The following is a 21,025-nucleotide window of genomic DNA, read 5'->3' as shown; positions in this document are numbered from 1 at the left end:
CGGGTTCGGTTGGGTCGGCTGGACCTGGGGATCCGCAGATCCGGTTGTCCCCCTACGGATGGTCCCGGCTTGACCGCAAGGAGCTACACGGGTGTAATCACAGCAGTGTCATTCGCTGGTGAAACCGAACGCCTCGCTGCGGCGCGGTGGTCGTTTCGGCAGTCGTCCGGGAGCGGGAGAACCCGGTCTGGCACGAGGTCGATCGGCACGTCGCCGGCAGTGAGAGGACGGCGGTGTGGGCGGTCGGCGACGGCATCGCCGTCGATGCGTTCCGGTCCCGGCAGCGGGACCGAAAACCTGCGAGCAGGAGTGCGTCCTGTTCCGGTCCTGGGGAGGGCCGGCGGGATAACGGGGAGAAATCGGGGGAGTCATGTGGGAATCAGGAGATAGCCGTCTCGTGGAGCGCGGGGATACCACCGCCACCGCCACGGTTGCGGAGTTCGACGCGCTCGCCGAACTCTTCGAGATGGAAGAAGAGCAGGAGTGGCAGGAGCGCGCGCTGTGCGCGCAAACCGATCCAGAAGCGTTCTTCCCGGAGAAGGGCGGATCCACTCGCGAGGCCAAGCGCATCTGCGCCGGCTGCGAGGTCCGCTCCGAATGCCTGGAATACGCGCTGCAGCACGACGAGCGCTTCGGCATCTGGGGCGGCTTGTCAGAACGCGAGCGCCGCAAGCTCAAGCGCCGCGCGGTCTGACCGGCTGTTTCCGCGCTCGTCCCGCAGCGGCGCGAGCTGCGGAGGTGGTCTTCACGCCCGTGGCTGTGCCGCTCGCGTCCGGTACGCACGGCACGAGAGGTCGTCACACCCAGTCCGCTGGACGTTCCGCGTGCATTACGGTTCGGGCCGTAGTGGTTCGGACGAGCGGGAGGACCAGCGCGGGTGGACGAGCCGTCGAAGTCGCGGTCGCAGGGCCTGAAATTGTTGCGCCGCTTCGTCTTCGAGCGAAGCGACCAGGCCGGGGAGCCGACGCCGTCACCACGCGAGTCCACGGACGCCCCGGCCACCGCGGGAACACCGGAGTCGGTCCGCCGCTCACCGCGTGAGCGGGCGCTGTCGGCGCTGCGGTCGCCCGGAACCGCGATGACCGCCGTCCTCGTCGTTCTCGCGCTCGTCAACGCGCTGGTCACGGATCGGTTAGGTGGGACGCTGGCCGGCGGCCGGCTGTTGCCGACCGCTGATCTGGCCACCACCTGGAGCGACTACCTCAGCGCGTGGCACGCCGTCGGCGGTGGCACCGGGTCGCCCGCGTCGCCCTCGCTGGTCGTGCTGGCGCTGCTCGGCTCCGTCCTAGGTGGACCGTCGGTCGTGGTCACCGCGCTGATGCTCTTCGGCGTGCCGCTCGCCGGGCTGAGCGCCTACCTCGCCACCCGCGCTATTAACGCCTCCCCGCTGCGCCGCGCCCTCGTCGCCTGCGCCTACGCGCTGCTGCCGGTCGCCGCGATCTCGGCCGGGCAGGGACGGCTCGACGTCGTCGTCGCGCACGTGCTGGTCCCGCCCCTGCTTGCCGGGATCGCCGCGGTCATCCACCGCTCTGACGGCCAGTGGCTCGGCACCGCCTGCCTCACCGCGTTCGGCCTTGCCGTCCTCGGCGCCTTCGCGCCGGCTGTGCACCTGTCGCTGATCGTGCTCGCGCTGCTCGCTCACGTGCTCGTTACCGGCAACGGCCTGCGCGGACGCCGGCGAGCTGCCGGACTCGTCGCGCTGGTGCTGCTGTCGGTGGCCTGCCTGCTGCCGTGGCCGGTGCTGCTGCTCAGCCACCCCGAGGTGCTGGTGCACGGGCTCGGCGCCCGCGTCGTCGAACAGCCCGCGTCGGTGCTGCTGGCCGCGCTCAGCCCGGACGGCTCGGCGGTGGGCGCGTTCGGCGTGCTGCTGGTGCTGGCCGCGATCCTGGCGCTGGCGATCTGCTGGGACGCCCGGATGCTGGCCGGTGCGGGAGTCGCGCTGCTCGGCTGGCTGGCGGCCGTCGTCATCGGCACGGTGTCGACCGAGCCGCTGACCGGCGGCGTCGCGAGCCCCGGCTGGACGGGCGGTCCGCTGGTGCTGGTCGCCGCCGGGTGCGCCTGGATCGTGCTGGTCGCGAAGATGCCCGCGCTGAGTCGGAAGATCGCCGCGCCGGTGCTGGTGGTGGGGCTGCTCGCGCTGGGGGCAGCGTCGGCGACGGGCGGCGCTTCGGGGCCGCTGCAGGTCCACCAGGCCGCTCCCGCGACCGGAAGCCGGTTGGTGCTGGACCCGGGACCGCAGCCCGCGCGGCTGATCACCGGCAGCGGTCCGCGCTTCGGCGACGACGACCTCGCTCCGGCGGGCACCGCCGCCGACTGGCTGCGCCAGGTGGACGAGGACCTGCGGAGCGACGACAGCGCACGTGTGCGCCGCGCGCTGGCCGCGGTCGGCGCCCGCGGCGCCGACCACGTGATCGTCCCGGCGAACTCGCGGCTGCCCGAGCTCGCCTACGACATGGTCGTCGACGACGGGCGCCTCACCGGTCCCGGCCGCGAGCTGCGGCTGCTGCTGCCCGCGACCCCGGTGAAGCTCGTCGGCCCCGACCTGTCCAGGCAGGCCCAGACCGAACCCGGCCCGGCCCCGGAAGCGCGTCCGCTGCCGGTCGGCGCCGAGCTGCCGTCGTTCACGGTGCGGATCTCCGAAGGCGGGACCGGACGCGCGCTGGTGCTCGGTGCCGAGAACGAGCCCGGCTGGTACGCCACCGTCAACGGCAAGCGCGTCCCGCTGGCCACGGCGTGGGGTCACCAGGTCGCCGTGCCGCTGCCGCAGCAGGCGGCCGAGGTCCAGGTGGGCTACACCGAGCTCCCGCGAACCACGTTGCTGGTGGTGCAGGCTGCGGTGGTCCTGTTCACGGTGATCGCGGCGATCCCCGGGCGGCACCGCCGGGGCGTCACTGCCCCTCGATGACGTCCGGGTCCAGTCCCAGGTAGGTCGCGACCTGCTCGACGAGGACGTCGTGCAGCAGGTCGGCCATGTCCGTGCCGTCGCGAGCGCGGGCTTCCAGCGGCCTGCGGTAGAGCACGATGCGGGCGCGCGTGGGCAGGCCACGTTTGTCCACGCCGGCCGGGACGAGCCGGGCGAGCGGGACGTTGGCGTCGACGACGACGTCATCGCCCCAGGTCACCTTCTCCGGAGCGGTGTTGTTGATCTCCGGTACCTCGTCGACTGCCACATCGAGCTGGGTCAGTTCGGCGTGCCAGCGCTGCTCGATGGGTTCCAGCGCTTCCAGCACCAGCGCGTCGAAGCGCTGCGAACGGCTGCGCGAGACCGGGACCGAGGAGGGGTACAGCGGTCCGCGCAGGCCACGGCCGCGCCGATCCCGCCGGTAGCGGGTTCGACGCCGAGATCCACGTGCGGTCACCACGGGCTGAGGGTACGCCCTCGGCGACCCTTGCCGGGACAACCGGCGCGGGGGATTTCCGGTGGTGATCGCGACTGCCTGTTCGCCGTGAGCAGACACCCCGACAACTCGGCGGCAGGCAGGGTGGAAACTGGTGTTCGGCGTGGCTCGTGAGGGAGATTCCGCGTGCCTGCGCCGCGAGGTGGACAGGAGGCGCTATCGTGCGTGGCGTGCGGAGCGTGAGGCGGTGCTCGCGGACCGGGTGTGTCAACCCGGCCGTCGCCACGCTCACTTATGCCTATGCGGACTCGACCGCGGTCGTCGGACCGCTGGCCACCTATGCCGAACCCCACAGCTACGACCTCTGCGAGGCGCACGCGCTGCGGCTCACCGTTCCCAACGGCTGGGAGGTCGTCCGGCACGAAGGCGAGTTCGCGCCACCGACCCCGTCGGATGACGACCTGACCGCGCTGGCCGAGGCCGTGCGCGAAGCGGGCAGACCGGACAGGCCGGTGGAGCCGCAGGTCAGCGCCCCGGGGGGCGGTCGTCGCGCGCACCTGCGGGCGCTGCCCGACCCCGTGGACGAGTGAACAGATCGTGACGAACAGCTCTGGTCAAACCGGATGCTGCCAACGACATGCCGATCGCCGGTAGGCTGCCAACCACGTTGGTTGGGAACCGGGGAGGATGCAGCGTGCGGGACCTGTCGGGGATCGTCAAGGCTTACGACATCCGCGGAGTGGTCGGTGAAGGCATTGATGCCGACGTCGTGCGGGAGATCGGAGCGGCGTTCACCAGACTGGTCGGCGGACCGGCCGTGGTGATCGGTCATGACATGCGGGACTCCTCGCCCGGATTGGCGCAGGCGTTCGCCGATGGCGTCACCGGCCAGGGCGTCGACGTCATCAACATCGGGCTGGCCAGCACCGACATGCTCTACTTCGCCTCCGGCAAGTTGGAGCTGCCGGGCGCGATGTTCACCGCCAGCCACAACCCGGCCCAGTACAACGGCATCAAGCTCTGCCGCGCGGGCGCAACGCCCGTCGGCCAGGACAGCGGCCTGTCCGAGATCCGCGAACTGGTCGGTCATGGCGTGCCGGAGTTCCTCGGTGCCAAGGGGTCGACCAGCGAGCGCGACATGGTCGTCGACTACTCGGCCTACCTGCTCGACCTGGTGAAGCTGCGCGGCATCCGTCCGCTCAAGATCGTCGTCGATGCGGGGAACGGCATGGGCGGGCACACCGTGCCCACCGTGTTCGCCGACCTGCCGGTCGAACTCGTGCCGATGTACTTCGAGCTCGACGGCTCCTTCCCGAACCACGAGGCCAACCCGCTGGACCCGGCCAACATCGTCGACCTGCAGGCCAAGGTCCGCGAGGTCGGAGCGGACGCCGGCCTGGCCTTCGACGGCGACGCCGACCGCTGCTTCGTGGTCGATGAGCGCGCCCAACCGGTGACCCCGAGCGCGATCACCGCGCTGGTCGCCGCCCGCGAGCTGGCCAAGGAGCCCGGCGGGACGATCATCCACAACCTGATCACCTCCAAGGCCGTGCCGGAGATCGTCTCCGAGCTCGGCGGCAAGCCGGTGCGCACCCGCGTCGGCCACTCGTTCATCAAGCAGACGATGGCCGAGACCGGGGCCATCTTCGGCGGCGAGCACTCGGCGCACTACTACTTCCGCGACTTCTGGCGCGCCGACTCCGGGATGCTGGCCGCACTGCACGTGCTGGCCGCCCTCGGGGGCCAGGACGCGCCGCTGTCGGAACTGATGGCCGACTACTCCCGCTACGAGGCCAGCGGCGAGATCAATTCCACGGTCGACGACCAGCAGGCCCGCATGCGCGCCGTCGCCGACACCTTCGGTGACCGGAATGGCGCTTCTGTAGACGAGCTCGACGGGCTTACCGTGGAGCTGTCGGACGGATCGTGGTTCAACCTGCGCCCGTCCAACACCGAACCGCTGCTCCGGCTCAACGTCGAGGCGAGGGACACTGAGGTCATGACCGCGCTGCGCGACGAGGTGCTCGCGGTCATCCGCGGATGAACCGGCGTCGACACTGATGGGCGACACTCGCCGAAGCGCGCGAGTTGGGGAGGAAGACGTGGCCGTTGACCTGGAAGCGCAGTTGCTGGAGATCCTGGCCTGCCCGTGCGAGCAGCACGGCGCGCTGCGGCCCGGCTTGGCCGACGACGCGCAGGCCGACTACCTGACCTGCGCTTCCTGCGGCCGCGGTTTCCCGGTGCGGGACGGCATTCCGGTGCTGTTGCTGGAAGAAGCCGTCGGGGGCGGGTCTCCCGGCGGCGCCGGGGAGGGGTGAAGCGCCGGTGCTGGACGACAGTCTCCTCGACGACCCGGCCAGGCTGGCCGACGTCGATTCCGGCGGCTTGCTGAGGCTGGCCGCGCTCTCCGGTGCGCAGGTGCGCGCCACCGCCGAAACCGCGGCCGAAGTCGGCCTCGATGACCTGGCCGACGGCCGCCCACGCGCGGTCGTGCTGCTGACCAGGCCCGGCGTGTCCACGATCGTGGCGGACCTGCTGGTCGCGCTGACCGGTGCCCGCTGCCCGGTCCCGGTCGTGATCTCCGACGAGCTGCCGTCCTGGGTGGGTGCGCTGGACGTCGTGTTCGCCCACACCGACGACGTCGGTGACGTCGCGCTCGCCGAATCCGTGGCAACCGCCTGCCGCCGCACCGCCAGCGTCGTGCTCGCGGTGCCCTCCGAAGGTCCGGTCGCCGCCGCTGGAGCGGGCCGCGCGAAGGTCCTGGTGCCGCGCGTACCGGTGCCGCCCGCGCTCGCGTTCGCCTACATCTTCGCGTCCGGGATCAGCACCTTCCGAGCCCTGGGCCTGCTGGACTTCGACACCGAGGAGCTCGCCGAAGAGCTGGACCGGGAAGCCGAGCGCGCCCACCCCGGTCACGAGTCGCTGAGCAACCCGGCCAAGTCGCTGGCGCTGCGGATGGCCGACCGCACCCCGCTGCTGTGGGGCCTGGGCCCCATCGCTGCCGCCGTGGCTGGTCACGGTGCGTTCGCGCTCGGCGCGCACGCGGGCGTTCCCGCCCACGTCGCCGAGTACCCGCACGCGGTCGTGCAGCGCGCGCTCCACCACGCCGCCGCTTCCGCCGGCTCCAAGGCCGACATCTTCGCCGACCCCGAGGACGAGCCGGGGGCGCAGCTGAGGGCCTTCCTGATCAGCACGCACCACAACGACCAGGGGGAGGTGTTCGAACGGTCCGCTGCGCGGGACCTGCCCGGTGCCGACGTGGTCGTACCGGGGGACACGGTGCGCGCTGACCCGCTCCTGCGCGCGGCGGTCCTGGCCGCCCGGTTCGACCTGGCCGCCGTGTACCTCGGCTTGGCCGCGGGCACCCTCAACGGCCCGGGCTGGCCGGCCCTGGCCATGAGCTGAGGCGAGCCGCACCGAGAACCCTCCGATGCCGCACGCCCGCCCGGCGAGGTGTGCTCGGCCGGACGAGCAAGCGCGAGAACGAGGAAGCGAGAACGACTGTGGAGCTACTGCGAAACGCGGTGCGCCCCTACGCCTGGGGCTCGCGCACCGCTATTGCGGATCTGCTCGGTCGGCCCGTCCCCACCCCGCACCCGGAAGCCGAGCTGTGGATGGGCGCTCACCCCGGTGACCCGTCGCGGGTGCTGCGGCCCGGCGGGGACGAGGTATCGCTGCTGTCGCTGCTGGACTCCGAACCTGCGCACCACCTGGGCGACGAGTGCGTGCGCCGCTGGGGCGGCAGACTGCCGTTCCTGCTGAAGGTCCTCGCGGCCGACGAGCCGCTGAGCCTGCAGGCCCACCCCTCCGCCGAACAGGCCGCCGAAGGCTTCTCCCGGGAGGAGCGGGCCGGGATCGCGCGCAACGCGCCCAACCGCAACTACCCGGACCCGACGGCCAAGCCCGAGCTGATCTGCGCGCTCACCGAGTTCCACGCGCTCGCCGGGTTCCGCGAGGCGCAGCGCACCGTTCGGCTGCTCGACGCGCTGGACGTGCCCAGCCTGCGCGCGCACCGCGAGTTGCTGGCCGCACAACCGGACGCCAGCGGTCTGCGGGCGCTGTTCACGACCTGGATCACGCTGCCGGAGCACTACCTGCGGGACGTGCTGCCGGAGCTGCTGGACGCCTGCGTCGCGCACGTCAGGGAGCGCGGCGAGTTCGCCCTGGAGTGCCGCACGGTGCTGGAGCTGGGCGAGGAGTACCCGCACGACGCGGGAGTGCTGGCGAGCCTGCTGCTGAACCGGCTCGTGCTGCAGCCAGGCGAAGCGATCTTCCTCCCCGCAGGCAACCTGCACGCCTACCTGCACGGCACCGGCATCGAGATCCTCGCCAACTCGGACAACATCCTGCGCTGCGGCCTGACGCCCAAGCACGTGGACGTGCCGGAACTGCTGAAGGTCCTGGACTTCTCGTGCGGGGACATGCGGGTTCTCAAGGGCGAGTCGCTGGACGCCAACCTGACGGCCTACCGCACCCCGGCCGACGAGTTCGAGCTGTCCCGGTTGGACTGGACCCCGGCCGAGTCCGGAACCGTCCACCTGGATTCGCCCGGTCCGCAGATACTGCTGTGCACCAAGGGAAGCGTCCGCCTGATCAGCGGTCACCCGGGCAACGGATCGCTGCCGCGCGAACTGGTCCTGCACCGGGGCCACTCGGTGTGGCTCGCCGCCAGCGACCCGGCGGTGGAAGTCCGTCCGGCCGAATTGGATCCGGACGGGCAGGCCCAGGTCTTCCGAGCTGCGGCCGGGTCCTTCTCGAGAGCGATCTCGCACAACGGTTAGGTCCACTCCGCCCCTGATCAAGCCGGACACCCGGTAGATTCCTCCCGACATCGCAGCCGGATCGCAAGGAGGAGATCGTGTCAGCAGGGGGCGGGACCAAGGCCATCCTCGCCGCATTGGTGGCCAACGCGGGAATCGCGGTGGCCAAGTTCGGTGGATTCCTGTTCACCGGTTCGTCGTCGATGCTGGCGGAGTCGGTGCACTCGCTCGCTGACACCTCGAACCAGGGGCTGCTGCTGCTCGGTCAGAGGACCTCGCGGCGCAAGGCCACCGAGGAGCACCCGTTCGGCTACGGCCGGGACCGGTACTTCTACTCGTTCGTCGTGGCGCTGATGCTGTTCACGCTGGGTTCGGTGTTCGCGCTCTACGAGGGCAGCCACAAGATCGAGCACCCGGAGCCGCTGGAATCGGCGTGGGTGGCGGTGCTCATCCTGGTGATCGCGATCGGCCTGGAGACCTACAGCTTCCGCACGGCCATCAAGGAATCGCGCGCGGTCAAGGGTGAGTTGAGCTGGTGGCAGTTCATCCGCCAGTCCAAGACCCCCGAGCTCCCGGTGGTGCTGCTGGAGGACCTCGGCGCGCTGGTCGGCCTGGTGCTGGCGCTCGGCGGTGTCGGCCTGACGGTGCTGACCGGCAACGCGATCTTCGACGGCATCGGCACCGTGTGCATCGGTGTGCTGCTCGGGGTGATCGCGGTGGTGCTGATCGTGGAGACCAAGAGCCTGCTCATCGGCGAGGGCGCGAACCGCGACGTGCTCGACGAGATCGTCGGCCAGTTGGAGTCCGAGCGGGTGGAGCGCGTCATCCACATCCGCACCCAGTACCTCGGGCCCGACGAGCTGCTGATCGCCGCGAAGATCTCCTTCACCGAGTCCCTCTCGGTTGCGGAAGTGGCCGCCGAGATCGATGGTGCGGAGAAGCGAATTCGAGCGAGCGTTCCGGCCGCTCGTCTGATCTACCTGGAACCGGACCTCGACCGTGGCCGGACGGCCACGGCCTGACACAAGACACCGTCTTGTCATCACAACGGGTTAACGAAAACTGTGGCGAACACTAGTCGACCGTTACCTGGAGCGACACGAGCACGTTAGGGTGCGTTCCACCCCGCGACACTTGGGACTTGATGAGGAGGCGACAGTGCCAGGCACTGGGCTGTGGCGAACCAAGTCGGTAGAGCAATCCATTCTCGACACCGACGAGCCGGACACAAAACTACGCAAGAACCTGGGCACGTGGGACCTGATCGTCTTCGGCGTATCGGTCGTGATCGGTGCCGGCATCTTCACGCTCGCGGCACGTACGGCGGGTGACGTCTCCGGCCCTTCGGTGTCGCTGGCCTTCGTGCTCTCCGCGATCGCCTGCGGGCTCGCCGCGCTGTGCTACGCCGAGTTCGCCTCGACGGTGCCGGTCGCCGGTAGTGCCTACACCTACTCCTACGCGACCTTCGGCGAGTTCATCGCCTGGATCATCGGCTGGGACCTGATCCTGGAGTTCGCGGTCGCCGCCGCGGCCGTCTCCAAGGGCTGGTCGGTGTACCTCGAAGAGGTCCTGCAGTTGATCGGGCTCAGCGTGCCCACCTCGCTGCCGCTCGGGCCGCTCCAGTTCGACTGGGGCGCGCTGCTGCTGGTCGCGGTGCTGTCCACGCTGCTGGCGGTCGGCACGAAGCTCTCCGCGCGGGTGTCGTTGGTCATCACCATCGTCAAGGTGGCCGTCGTGCTGCTGGTGATCGTGGTCGGCCTCGCCTACATCAACGCCGACAACTACACGCCGTTCATCCCGCCGGCCGAGCAGGCCACTGAGGACAGCCCGGCGATCGAGCAGTCCCTGCTGTCGCTGATGCTCGGCGGTCAGACCAGCACCTACGGCATGTTCGGCCTGCTGGCCGGTGCCTCGCTGGTGTTCTTCGCGTTCATCGGTTTCGACATCGTCGCGACCACCGCGGAGGAGACCAAGAATCCCCAGAAGAACGCCCCGCGCGGCATCCTGGGCAGCCTCGCGATCGTCACGGTCCTCTACGTCGCGGTCGCGCTGGTCGTCACCGGCATGGTGCCCTACACCGACCTGGCGACCACTGAGGACGGCACCCGGGCGACGCTGGCCACCGCGTTCGCGCAGCACGGCGTGACCTGGGCGGCGGCGATCATCTCCTTCGGCGCGCTGGCCGGTCTGACCACTGTGGTCATGGTGCTGCTGCTGGGCCAGACCCGCGTGCTGTTCGCGATGTCCCGTGACGGCCTGATGCCGAAGAGCTTGGCCAAGACCTCCACCGCCGGAACCCCGGTGCGCGCGACGGTCCTGGTCGGCGTCGTGGTCGTCCTGGCGGCGGCCTTCTTCCCGGCGGACAAGCTGGAGGAGATGGTCAACGTCGGCACGCTGTTCGCGTTCATCCTGGTCTCGCTGGGTGTGATCGTGCTCCGGCGGACCCGTCCGGACCTGCCGCGCGGCTTCCGCGCCCCGCTGGTGCCGCTCGTGCCGATCCTGGCGATCCTGTCCTGCCTGTGGCTGATGCTGAACCTGACCGCCCTGACCTGGGTCCGGTTCCTGATCTGGATGATCGCCGGTGTGGTGATCTACTTCCTCTACGGCCGGTCGCACTCGCGCCTGGGCAAGGAGGGCGACGTCGCCAACGGCGGCTCCGTCACCAGCTAGCCCGAGCAACACCAGACAGCGGCGTCATCCTCAGGGATGGCGCCGCTGCTGCGTTCCCGCGCATCGGTCTCAGCCCAGGGACACCGGAGCTGCGGTCCTACCGGTGGAGCGATCCGGCAGCTCCCGGCGACCATGCCTCCGGGCGTGACCGCGCCGGGGTGTCAGCTGTCGGTGGAGCGGAGGGAGGCGCCGCGCTCCCAGGGCGCGATGCGACCCCGGGGCTCGGTGATCTCCGGGAGGACCGAAGGTTCCGAGCGTGCCTCGGAGCCCTGCTGCGCGGGCGGCTCCGGGACGTCCTCGGCGGGCTCCGGGGCCGGCTCCTCGTGGGACTGCTGCTCCGGGACCTCGGTCTCCGACCTCTCGCGGAACGGGATGACCGGCTTGGAGCGCTTGGTCCTGGCGGCCTCCGCCGTCTCACCCGGAGTGCGCCGGGGCAGGTCCTCGACCGGATCGGTGATCGATCCGCCGTCGTCACCCTGCGGGGACAGCGATGCGCCGAAGGCGTGCGGAACCGGAGCGGACGGGATCTGCTGGGCCTCGGGCGTCGACAGCGGCAGCGCGGCACCGCGAACCGGCCGCTCCAGGCCCGCGGCCATCGCCACGGCGCGATCCCACTCCGGATCGCCGCGGTAATCGGAATGCCCCAGCACGCCGGGAACCCAACGGCGGCAGGAGAACGGGCCCCGCTGCGGGTCCGGCAACCAGTGATCGCCGCCGAGCACCAGCGCACCGGTCGGCCCGCGCGTCGCCGCGGGCAGAGGCCCCTCGGTGCCGTCGCCGCGAAGGCCGACGCCGATCAGCATCCCGTTGTAGACCTGCCGGTTCCAGGTGGTCACAGCGCCGCCCAGCGGGTCGGTGCCGCGGCACAGCGACCGCCACCGGTCGCCCATCGAACCCGCCAGGTCCCGCAGCGCCGAATGCGGCACCACACCCGGGAAGGCGCGCGGATAGGCCCACTGCAACTGCGACCCGGCCGTCACCAGACCGACTCGCTCGCGGTCCTGCTCCGGCAGCTTCTCGAGCAGCCGCGCGGCTGCGACGGCGGCGAGCAGGCTGCCCTGGCTGTGCCCGACCAGCACCACGCGCGTGTCCGGATCGGCCAGGTGCTCGGCGGCCCGGTCGGCCAGCTCGGGGATCACCTTCAGCGCGTAGCACGGCGGCACCACCGGGTGCGCCTCGCGCGGCCAGAACAGCGCCAGGTCGCCCAGCACGCCCAGCACGCGCGCGGTGTCCCGCTTCGTCGCCGCCAGGAACACCGTGCGCAGCAACCCGACCGCCAGACCCGCCAGCGTCACCACGCCGATCGCGCTCAACCAGCCGACGCTGGCCATCCCGGCGAACCGGGCCGCCAGGCTCGCCGCGGTGCTGACCGTCAAGACCCCGGCGATCACCAGGAAGAGCTGGTGCGAGTACCGGCGCTGCACATCGGCGAGCTTCCAGGCGCTGGCGGCCTTGCGCTGGTCCTCCTTGCGGCCCGCGTGCAGCAGCGCGACCTCGTCCGGGATGGGGTCGCCGTCCTCGCTGCGCCGGAACCGGCGGACCAGCAGCCACGGCAGCGCCAGCAGCAGCGACGCGACCAGCAGCACCACGGCGCTGCCCCAGAAGAACGTCACGTCGTCGAACGCGGCGGGCAGCAGCAGCGGTGCGGCCCCGGGCGACTGCGGCACGCTCAGCGTTTCCCGGACGCTGAGCGCCAAGCCCGCGCCGAACCCGTTGCCGAGCATCGCCGCCAGCATCAGCACCGGCGCGCTCATCCACCCGCCCGCCCACGGCCGCAGCTGCTTCGGCGAGGACTTCCACTCGGGCCGCGCCAGCAGCGACGCCGGAACCAGCAGCACGGCGACCGCAACGCATGTCAGCACCAGCAGCGCGGTGATCGTGTCGATCGTCGAACCCGAACCGGGCAGGGGACCCCTGAGCTCACCCGGGAGCAGTGCGACGGAAGCGAACAGCACGCCGCCGACCGACATCAGCACCTGCCGCGTCCGCCGCCCCAGCAGCGCCCGGAAGACCATGCTGGTCTCCCGCATCCCGGCCGGATCGTCCAGCCCGGCGGTGCCCACGACGGAGAGGGCCAGCAGCGCGGCGGCGACCAGCCAGCGCGGATCGATACTCGGCGACAGCGGTCCGCCCAGCGCAACGAGCGCCACAGTGGACAGAGCGGCCATCACGTGCAGCGCCCGCAGGGCCGGGGTGTCCGGATCGGACACCACGTTCTCGCCCGGCAGCATGGGCGCCAGCGCGGAGTGCTGCGGGCTGTCCTTCTTGGGCGCGGACACCCGCCAGGACACGGTGGACAGCCGGTGCATGAGCAGCACCACCAGAGCCACCGGCACCAGCAGCACGGCCGACCGCAGCACGTCGACACCGCGCAGCGCGTCCGGCACGGAACCCATGCACTGAGCGCCGGGTGCGAGGCACTGCGCCGCCACCAGGTCCAGGGTGATCACGGTCAGCTGCGCGACCAGCAGCATCGTCAGCAGCAGCGCGGACAGCCGCAGCAGCCCGCGCAACACCGAGCCCAGCATCCGGCTCACCGGGTTCGCGGTGCGAGTCGGCGGCAACATCCAGTGCGCCATGTTGGCCAGCGCGAACGGGAACAGCAGGGCCCAGGTCGCCTTCGCCAGACCACCGGAGGTCATCGCGCCCCACACGTAGCCCTCGACGATCCGGGGCACCGAGCGGTCGCCGGCGTTGAGCATCGGACCCGGAACGGGGCGGCGCAGCCGGTCGGCCGGCCGCATGATGCGACCCACCCCGTCGCCGGCCACGTCCACCGACGCCACCGAATCGGTCAGCTCGTCGCCGGTGGTGCCGAGAATTCCGTGCACGCGCAGCTCAACGACGCGGGTGTCGGGCCCGGGTACTTGCACAGGATCCTCCCGAGCAGGTCGTGATCATCGAACGCCGAGGTGATTCTCCATCGTGGATGCACACATGGCGACCTCTACGATCATGATTGTGATCGTCCCGGCAGGGGGTGTCATGCATTCGAACTTTTTGCCACCGCGCTGCCGATGAGGGAGGACGGCGCCCGGCACCCGCGGACACCGTTCCGCTACCGTTTCCGACGTGGGACGACTCATCGTCATCGAGGGGCTGGACGGCGCGGGCAAGCGGACCCTGGCCCGGGGGATCACGGCCGAGCTGAACGCGCGCGGGTGCAGCGTGGCGAGCGCGGCGTTCCCGCGCTACGCCGAAGACGTGCACGCCGAACTCGTCGCTGAGGCGCTGCGGGGTGAGCACGGCGACCTCGGATCCTCCGTGCACGGCATGGCGGTCCTCTACGCCCTCGACCGCAGGGCAGCGGCCGACGCGCTGCGCGCCGACCTCGCCGCCCACGACGTCGTCCTGCTGGACCGCTACGTCGCCTCCAACGCCGCCTACGCCGCCGCACGGCTGCACCAGCACGCCGACGGTGAGGTCGTGTCCTGGATCCGCGACCTGGAGATCACCCGCTTCGGGCTGCCCGAACCGGACCTGCAGATCCTGCTCCGGGTGCCCGCCGAGGTCGCCACCGGTCGTGCCGAGCACCGCGAGCGGACCGAGTCCGACCGCCGCCGCGACCGCTTCGAATCCGACACCCCGCTCCAGTTGCGATGCGCCGAGGTCTACGCCGAGCTCGCCGACGCGGACTGGTGGACCCCGTGGGTGGTCGTCGACGGCGCCACCGACGTCGATTTCGCGGTCCTCGTCGACAAGCACGTCCTGGCGTGAAGGTTGGAACCGACACCACACGGAGGCTGCTCCATTCGGTGGTACCGGTTGCGCTGAACCGGCGTCGAGTTCGCTACCTGCGACGACACCCGGCGGGTGGATGCACGGACTCCAAGTGACAAGTGCAACGATGTGGCGCATGAAGGCACGCGTGCTCGTGGTGGACGATGATCCGGCCCTGGCCGAAATGCTGACCATCGTGCTCCGGGGAGAGGGGTTCGAGACCGCCGTCGTCAGCGACGGCACCAAGGCGATGCCCGCCTTGCGCGAGCTCAAACCCGACCTGGTACTGCTGGACCTGATGCTGCCCGGCATGAACGGCATCGACGTATGCAAGGCGATCCGGACCGAGTCCGTGGTGCCCATCGTCATGCTCACCGCCAAGAGCGACACGGTCGACGTCGTCCTCGGCCTGGAGTCCGGTGCCGACGACTACATGGTGAAACCCTTCAAGCCGAAGGAGCTCGTCGCTAGGTTGCGCGCCCGGTTGCGCCGCACCGACGCCGAGCCCGCCGAGGTGCTCACCATCGGCGACGTGATCATCGACGTGCCCGGGCACGAGGTCACCCGCGACGGCCAGCCGATCGCGCTGACCCCGCTGGAGTTCGACCTGCTGGTCGCCCTCGCCCGCAAGCCGCGCCAGGTCTTCACCCGGGAAGTGCTGCTGGAGCAGGTGTGGGGATACCGGCACGCGGCCGACACCCGCCTGGTCAACGTGCACGTGCAGCGACTCCGCTCCAAGGTCGAGCGCGATCCGGAACGCCCAGAGGTCGTGCTCACGGTCCGAGGCGTCGGGTACAAGGCCGGGCCCCCGTGATGTGCTGGGAGCTCTTCATCGAAGTCACCTCGAGCGGCGTTGCGGACAGCGGGACCTGAGACGCCGTCTGGACTCCGGCCGCCCATGGTGCATGCCACTGCACGGCGTCGGGGCGTCTTCGCCAGACGACCTCTCACAACCCGCGGCGGTGCGAGCTGCGAGGGTGGGGTGCGGAGGAAGCGGCTCTGCCGCTTGCACGCAGTGTCGGAACAGGTGCTGCCCGAAGGACGGTCACCGTGAGTGTGTGGACGCGCCAGAGCCGCTGGGTGCGGTTGTTGAGCAGTCGTGTCCGCGAGGAGACGCGCGCTCGCTGGCACCGATTCGAAGCGCTGTGGCGGCGGTCGATGCAGCTGCGCGTCGTCGTCAGCACCCTCGCGCTGTCGCTGGCCGTGGTGATCGTGCTGGGAATGGTGCTGCAGTGGCAGATCACCTCGCAGCTGCTGGAGTCCAAGGAGCAGGGTGCGATCTCGCAGGCCGAGGTGAGCCTGCCGATCCTGGAGCGCGAGCTCACCGCCGTCGACCCCAACTCCGACAGCGTCTCCGAGCAGCTGCAGGCCGCCCTGAACCGGCTGACGACCTCCTCCTCCGGCCAGTCCACCAGCGATGTCGCCGGCGCGTTCACCGCCGTGCTGGTGGACGGTCGAGCGCCCGGTGCGCGCAGCGCTCAGCCCGCCGCCGGCCCCATCGAGGACGTGCCCGAGGACCTGCGCGTGTTCGTCGAACGCGGCCAGCTCGCCACCAAGATCCACACGGTGCAGCGGGAGAGCACACCGGTCACGATGGTGATCGTCGGGACACCGGTGTCCAGCGCGACCCGCCCGTTGCAGATCTACCTGCTGTTCCCGCTGACCGCCGAGCAGCAGACCCTCGCCGGCCTGCAGCGGACCCTGCTGGTGAGCGCCGTGGTGCTGCTGGCGCTGCTGGGCGCGATCACCAACCTGGTGACCCGCCAGGTCGTGCGCCCGGTGCGGCAAGCCGCGCAGACCGCCGAGCAGCTCGCCGAAGGCGACCTGGACAAGCGGATGCGTGTGATCGGCGAGGACGACATGGCCCGGCTCGCCGAGTCGTTCAACGAGATGGCTGACAGCCTCAAGCAGCAGATCACGCAGCTGGAGGAGTTCGGCCAGCTGCAGCGCCGCTTCACCTCCGACGTGTCGCACGAGCTGCGCACCCCGCTGACCACGGTCCGGATGGCCGCCGACGTGCTGCACGCCTCCCGCGAGGAGTTCCCGCCCGGCCTGTCGCGCTCCACCGAGCTGCTGGTCGACGAGCTCGACCGGTTCGAGCTGCTGCTCGCCGACCTGCTGGAGATCTCCCGCCTCGACGCGGGCGTCGCCGATCTGGCCGCCGAGAGGCTCGACCTGCACGAGATCGCCGAGCGCGCCGCCGAATCCGTGCGCGCCATCGCCGACACCAGCGGCGTCGAGCTCCGCGTGCTCGCACCTGCCGACGGCACCGACCTCACCATCGTCGCCGACGCCCGCCGCGTCGAGCGCATCATGCGCAACCTCGTGGCCAACGCCATCGACCACGCCGAAGGCGGCCCGGTCGAGCTGCGCTTCGGAGGCAACGAACAGGCCGTCGCCGTCACCGTCCGGGACTACGGCGTGGGGCTGCGCAGCGGCGAGGCCGAGCTGGTGTTCACCCGCTTCTGGCGCGCCGACCCCTCCCGCAACCGGCGCAGCGGCGGCACCGGGCTCGGCCTGTCGATCAGCCAGGAGGACGCCCGCCTGCACGGCGGTGACCTCGACGCCTGGGGCGAACCCGGCGAAGGCTCCTGCTTCCGCCTGACGCTGCCGCGCAAACCGGGCAAGGAACCCGAGATCAGCCCGCTGTCGCTGCCGAGCACCCGGCGCATCGCCGCCCCTGAAGCGCTGCTGGCCACCGGCGTGGAACGGCCGTCCGAAGGGGACGGTGAGCAGGACGTCCGCGACAAGGGCCCCGCTCGCCTGACCGAAGAGTCGTGGGAGGAGAAGTGATGGGCGCCCACCGGTCACGCCGACTGGCGGCACTGCTGGTCCTGCTGCTGTCGGTGTCGGCATGCGCGTCGATCCCGGAAACCTCCGAGCCCAAGGCGGTCAAGGAGGTCGACGGCAGCAACACGACCATCCCGGTCAACCCGCCACCGGCCGACATCGACCCGCTGGCCCTGGTGCGCAGCTTCGTCGACAAGGCCGCTTCGCCCGCCAGCAACCACGAGTCGGCCCGCAAGCACCTGGCGGAGTCGATGGAGCGCAACTGGACGCCGCCGCCGGGCATGCTGATCGTGGAGAACGTCGACACCATCCCGGTCGCCACGCCGCAGCCGCTGCCCGAAGGTGTCCAGCTGGTGACGCTGCGGGCCGACCGGATCGGCAGGCTGCTCGCCGATTCCTCGTTCGTGCCGGAGACCGGCGAGTTCGCCGTGGACGTGCGGGTGGAGCTCCAGAGCAACGGCCAGTGGCGGATCACCACGCCGCCGCCGGACCTGGTCGTGAGCAAGACGTCCTTCAGCTCGATCTTCCGCCCGGTGCCGATCTACTTCCTCGACCACGACCTCACCGGCGTCGCCTCCGACCTGCGCTACGTGGTGGCTCAACCGGCCACCACGCTGCCGCGCCGGGTCATCGACCTGCTCACCTCCGGGCCGTCGGAAGGCATGCGGCAGGCGATGCGCACCGCCATCCCGCCCGGAGTGCACCCCAAGACCAACACCACCGAGGCCGCGGACGGCGCCATGGAGGTCAACCTCAGCGAGCTCGGGGACGTATCGCCCGACACGCGCAAGCTGATCGCCGCGCAGGTGGTCTACACGCTCGAAGGCGTGAGCAGCGCGCGCGTGCGCATCAAGGAAGAGGGCGTGCCGCTGCTGCCCGACGGCAAGGACCTGCGGCCCACCGACATGGAGCAGTACGAGGCCGACAACGTGCAGCGCCCGGACCTGCCCGGCCTGGCGGTGGTCGACGAGCGCGTCCTGGTGCTCGACCGGAACGCGCGGCCGATCCCCGGACCAGCCGGTTCCGGCGAGTACGACGTGGTGCGCGCGGGGCGGTCGCCGCACGGCGGCAAGCTCGCCGCGGTCACCCGCCGCCCCGGTGGTGTGGCGCTGCGCGTCGGCGACTTCGGCGAGCAGCTGGCCGAGCTGCCCACGATCGGCAACTACATGAGCAAGCCGACGTGGCGCGGCGAGGAAGAGGCGTGGACGGTCGTCGACGGCCGCGACGTGGTGCGCGTGGTCGACACCGGCGGCGAGTGGACCCCGCAGACCGTCGACACCCGCGCCCTGCCGACCGGGCGGCCCATCACCGACCTGCGGTTGTCCCGCGACGGCACCCGGATCGCGGCGGTCATCGACGGCAGCGTGGTGGTCGCCGGAGTCGCCGAGCAGGACGGCCACGCGGTGCTGCAACGGCCGGTGGTGTTGCGCGCTCCGCAGGGCATGCAGGTCACGTCGGTGGAGTGGCGGCAGGACGAGTCCCTCGTCGCGATCACCGACAGCAACAACTACCCGGTCTACGATCTGTCCGTGGACGGCTTCCGCTGGGAGCCGTACACGGCGGCGAACCTGGGGCAGCCGCTGACCGCGGTCACCGTCGGTCCGGGAGGCCAGGTGGTGGTCGCCGATCGCCACGGCATCTGGCAGTCGCAGGACACCGACGACGTCTGGTCCTTGACCGACGCGCCGATCGGGGGCGCGTCCATCCCGTTCTACCCGGGCTGACGTCCTTCTCATCCGTGGTCGACCTGCTGGGCGGTGCGTAGCGGAGCCTCGGCGACGTGCGGGCTCCGCGCACGACTCGTGCCTGTCCGAACGCACGGCGTCGCGACGTGCTCGCCACAGCGCAGCTCAGAACCCCCGGAGGTGTCGGCGGCGAGGGTGGTGGATGAGGAACCGGCTTCGCTGATCACCGACGCGCGCCGGTGAGTCGGATCGCCGATCGGGCCATGATCGGCCGGTGCTGTCCTCGCTGCGCGACGCGATCTCCGGTCTGGCCGACCTGCTGCTGCCGCTGCACTGCGTCGGCTGCGACGTCGCGGGCACCGCGTGGTGTCCGCGCTGCGCGGGCAGGCTCGGCGGGTTGCGCCGGGTGGACCGGCCGCTGTTCGGGAACTCGCCACCGGTGTTCGCCCTCGGCCGATACCGGGGCGTCGCCCGGCGCGCGGTCCTGGCCTACAAGGAGGACGGCCAGCGCGCGCTCGCCGCTCCGCTGGGCACGCAGCTGGCCACGGGGCTGCGCTCGATCACCGTCGACCGGTCGCTGGAACCCGGGTGGTGGCTGGTGCCCGCGCCCTCGCGCGCGATGGCCTCGCGGCGGCGCGGAGGTGCTCACATGGCCCGGCTCGCGCACTTCGCGGCGATCGAGCTCAGCGCCGCGGGGATGCCGACGCGCGTTGCCGACTGCCTGCTGACCGGCCCAGGTGCCGCGGATTCGGCGGGGCTCACCCCGCAGCAACGCCTCGACAACCTCTCCGGCCGGGTGCTGGTGCGCCCTGGTCGGCTGCCGCCGGACGGGGCGCAGGTCGCGTTGCTCGACGACGTCGTGACGACGGGGGCGACGGTGACCGGCGCTGCGGCCGTGCTCGGCGGAGCCCGACGCCCGGTCGCGGTGGCGCTCGCCCTGACCGCGACGGCCGGCTGATCTCGTCGAGTGATTCCGCCACACCTGATCGGCCCAGGAACTGATCGGCGGCCGTGTTCGTTCTCCGGGTGTGAGCTGGCTGAAGGGGCAGAACGCCACCCCGCGCAGAGCTACTGAGCTTTCTACCCGAACGGGTGAACCACCCGTTCGGAGCCTCGCTTCGGCCAAGCCTGGCACGCTGCGTGATCTGCTGCTTTCGGCAGCAAACATCACTCTCGGTGGATGCTTGACTTCGCCCGTCTGAGGGGGTGTCACAAATCGATAAACCGAGCTAACGTGACGAACCAATCCAGCCAACTGAGGCGGAGGGAAGGAGCGAAAAGCCATGTCCCTGGCGCCTGAAGCGAGCTGATCTCCTTTCCAGGCGCCCCCCGTGCACACCTCGCCTACGGAGCTTGCAAGGAACGGAGGTCGTGAATGGATATCGTCGTCAAGGGTCGTAACGTTCAGGTTCCCGATCACTACCGGGAGCACGTCAACACCAAGATGACCCGGCTTGAGCGGTACAACCGGAAGGCCATCCGGGCGGAAGTGGAATTGTTCCACGAGAAGAATCCCCGTCAAGCCAAGAACTGCCAGCGAGTCGAGATCACACTGAAGGGCAAGGGCGCTCCCATTCGAGCCCAAGCCTGTGCAGGCGACTTCTACGCCGCGCTCGACGCCGCGACGACCAAGCTGGAGAGCAGGCTCCGGCGCATGCACGACCGTAGGAAGGTGCACTACGGACAGCACAACCCGACTTCCGTGGCAGAGGCGACCGCAGCGATGGCGGACCGGCCCGTGGCGACCGGCCCGGTCGGGTCAGGCTCCGGTGGAGCCGAAGGCCGAACCGCGCTGCTCGAAGCGCCCCAGGAAGCTCCCGCGCACACCGCCGAGGTGCCGGGACAGCGCATGACCGAAGAGGACGGCTACGCCCCCGGCCATGTCGTGCGCGAGAAGGAGCACTCGGCCAAGCCGATGACGGTCGACGAAGCCCTCTACCAGATGGAACTGGTGGGGCACGACTTCTACCTCTTCTCCGACGCCGACAGCGGCCGTCCCAGCGTCGTCTACCGCAGGAAGGGATTCGACTACGGCGTGATCCGACTCGCCGAGGCTTGAGAA

General features: G+C 70.7%; 17 protein-coding genes. 15 read left to right on the top strand and 2 right to left on the bottom strand.

From position 1 onward, the window contains the following. Positions 1-466: 466 nt before the first annotated feature. Together E1161_RS02545 and E1161_RS02540 are read left to right on the top strand one after the other, a co-directional pair. Complete coding sequence (locus E1161_RS02545) at positions 467-694, top strand: WhiB family transcriptional regulator (RefSeq protein WP_145744635.1); 228 nt, start codon at positions 467-469, stop codon at positions 692-694. Positions 695-877: 183 nt separating this feature from the next. Continuing rightward, positions 878-2,905, top strand: coding sequence for a hypothetical protein (locus E1161_RS02540; RefSeq protein ID WP_132619104.1), 2,028 nt, complete (start codon positions 878-880; stop codon positions 2,903-2,905). Here E1161_RS02540 and E1161_RS02535 read toward each other — a convergent pair. Next, on the bottom strand, positions 2,889-3,362 hold the full coding sequence (locus tag E1161_RS02535; protein WP_165939660.1) for a metallopeptidase family protein: 474 nt from the start codon (positions 3,360-3,362) through the stop codon (positions 2,889-2,891). The two genes, E1161_RS02540 and E1161_RS02535, sit on opposite strands and share 17 nt — an antisense overlap. 206 nt (positions 3,363-3,568) lie before the next feature. On the opposite strand from E1161_RS02535, the gene E1161_RS02530 reads away from it, so the two are divergent. The 7 genes from E1161_RS02530 to E1161_RS02500 all read left to right on the top strand — a co-directional run bounded on the left by E1161_RS02530 (position 3,569) and on the right by E1161_RS02500 (position 10,768). After that, positions 3,569-3,928, top strand: a complete 360-nt coding sequence (locus E1161_RS02530) for a DUF3499 domain-containing protein (protein ID WP_207920057.1) — start codon at positions 3,569-3,571, stop codon at positions 3,926-3,928. Positions 3,929-4,032: 104 nt separating this feature from the next. Further along, a complete protein-coding gene (locus E1161_RS02525; RefSeq protein ID WP_132619102.1) occupies positions 4,033-5,382 on the top strand; it encodes a phosphomannomutase/phosphoglucomutase in 1,350 nt (449 codons plus the stop codon). A 58-nt stretch (positions 5,383-5,440) separates the two neighbouring features. Continuing rightward, positions 5,441-5,656, top strand: coding sequence for a Trm112 family protein (locus tag E1161_RS02520; protein WP_165939659.1), 216 nt, complete (start codon positions 5,441-5,443; stop codon positions 5,654-5,656). 7 nt (positions 5,657-5,663) lie between these two features. Next, a complete protein-coding gene (locus tag E1161_RS02515) occupies positions 5,664-6,743 on the top strand; it encodes an SIS domain-containing protein (protein ID WP_132619100.1) in 1,080 nt (359 codons plus the stop codon). A 98-nt stretch (positions 6,744-6,841) separates the two neighbouring features. After that, positions 6,842-8,119 (top strand): mannose-6-phosphate isomerase, class I, encoded by a 1,278-nt coding sequence (gene manA, locus E1161_RS02510; protein ID WP_132619098.1) that lies wholly within the window; start codon positions 6,842-6,844, stop codon positions 8,117-8,119. A 77-nt stretch (positions 8,120-8,196) separates the two neighbouring features. Next, entirely contained in the window at positions 8,197-9,120 is a 924-nt protein-coding gene (locus E1161_RS02505) for a cation diffusion facilitator family transporter (RefSeq protein WP_132619096.1), read from the top strand. A gap of 136 nt (positions 9,121-9,256) precedes the next feature. Continuing rightward, positions 9,257-10,768 carry an amino acid permease gene (locus E1161_RS02500; protein ID WP_132619094.1) on the top strand — a complete coding sequence of 504 codons (1,512 nt, stop codon included), beginning with the start codon at positions 9,257-9,259 and terminating at the stop codon, positions 10,766-10,768. 161 nt (positions 10,769-10,929) lie between these two features. Here E1161_RS02500 and E1161_RS02495 read toward each other — a convergent pair whose 3' ends face one another. Further along, positions 10,930-13,641: a lipase family protein gene (locus tag E1161_RS02495; protein WP_132619092.1), complete on the bottom strand. Its 2,712-nt coding sequence runs from the start codon at positions 13,639-13,641 to the stop codon at positions 10,930-10,932. Positions 13,642-13,840: 199 nt separating this feature from the next. On the opposite strand from E1161_RS02495, the gene E1161_RS02490 reads away from it, so the two are divergent. The 6 genes from E1161_RS02490 to hpf all read left to right on the top strand — a co-directional run bounded on the left by E1161_RS02490 (position 13,841) and on the right by hpf (position 21,022). Beyond that, entirely contained in the window at positions 13,841-14,485 is a 645-nt protein-coding gene (locus E1161_RS02490; protein ID WP_132619090.1) for a dTMP kinase, read from the top strand. 139 nt (positions 14,486-14,624) lie between these two features. Beyond that, positions 14,625-15,302, top strand: a complete 678-nt coding sequence (mtrA, locus tag E1161_RS02485; RefSeq protein WP_093413767.1) for an MtrAB system response regulator MtrA — start codon at positions 14,625-14,627, stop codon at positions 15,300-15,302. 236 nt (positions 15,303-15,538) lie between these two features. Beyond that, on the top strand, positions 15,539-17,281 hold the full coding sequence (gene mtrB, locus E1161_RS02480) for an MtrAB system histidine kinase MtrB (RefSeq protein WP_132619088.1): 1,743 nt from the start codon (positions 15,539-15,541) through the stop codon (positions 17,279-17,281). Next, positions 17,281-19,002: an LpqB family beta-propeller domain-containing protein gene (locus E1161_RS02475; protein ID WP_132619086.1), complete on the top strand. Its 1,722-nt coding sequence runs from the start codon at positions 17,281-17,283 to the stop codon at positions 19,000-19,002. The genes mtrB and E1161_RS02475 overlap by 1 nt, the downstream gene beginning before the upstream one ends. A gap of 235 nt (positions 19,003-19,237) precedes the next feature. After that, entirely contained in the window at positions 19,238-19,921 is a 684-nt protein-coding gene (locus E1161_RS02470; RefSeq protein ID WP_132619084.1) for a ComF family protein, read from the top strand. A gap of 417 nt (positions 19,922-20,338) precedes the next feature. Then, on the top strand, positions 20,339-21,022 hold the full coding sequence (hpf, locus tag E1161_RS02465; protein WP_132619082.1) for a ribosome hibernation-promoting factor, HPF/YfiA family: 684 nt from the start codon (positions 20,339-20,341) through the stop codon (positions 21,020-21,022). Positions 21,023-21,025 lie beyond the last annotated feature (3 nt).

The sequence above is a fragment of the Saccharopolyspora aridisoli genome, assembly GCF_004348445.1.
Taxonomy (GTDB): Bacteria; Actinomycetota; Actinomycetes; order Mycobacteriales; family Pseudonocardiaceae; genus Saccharopolyspora; species Saccharopolyspora aridisoli.
This window is presented reverse-complemented; position numbering and strand designations above follow the sequence as displayed.

Bases quoted from the DNA above. Each gene is read 5' to 3' on its own strand.
- E1161_RS02545 (WP_145744635.1), top strand. From the start codon at position 467: ATGGAAGAAGAGCAGGAGTGGCAGGAGCGCGCGCTGTGCGCGCAAACC.
- mtrA (WP_093413767.1), top strand. From the start codon at position 14,625: ATGAAGGCACGCGTGCTCGTGGTGGACGATGATCCGGCCCTGGCCGAA.
- E1161_RS02475 (WP_132619086.1), top strand. From the start codon at position 17,281: ATGGGCGCCCACCGGTCACGCCGACTGGCGGCACTGCTGGTCCTGCTG.
- hpf (WP_132619082.1), top strand. From the start codon at position 20,339: ATGGATATCGTCGTCAAGGGTCGTAACGTTCAGGTTCCCGATCACTAC.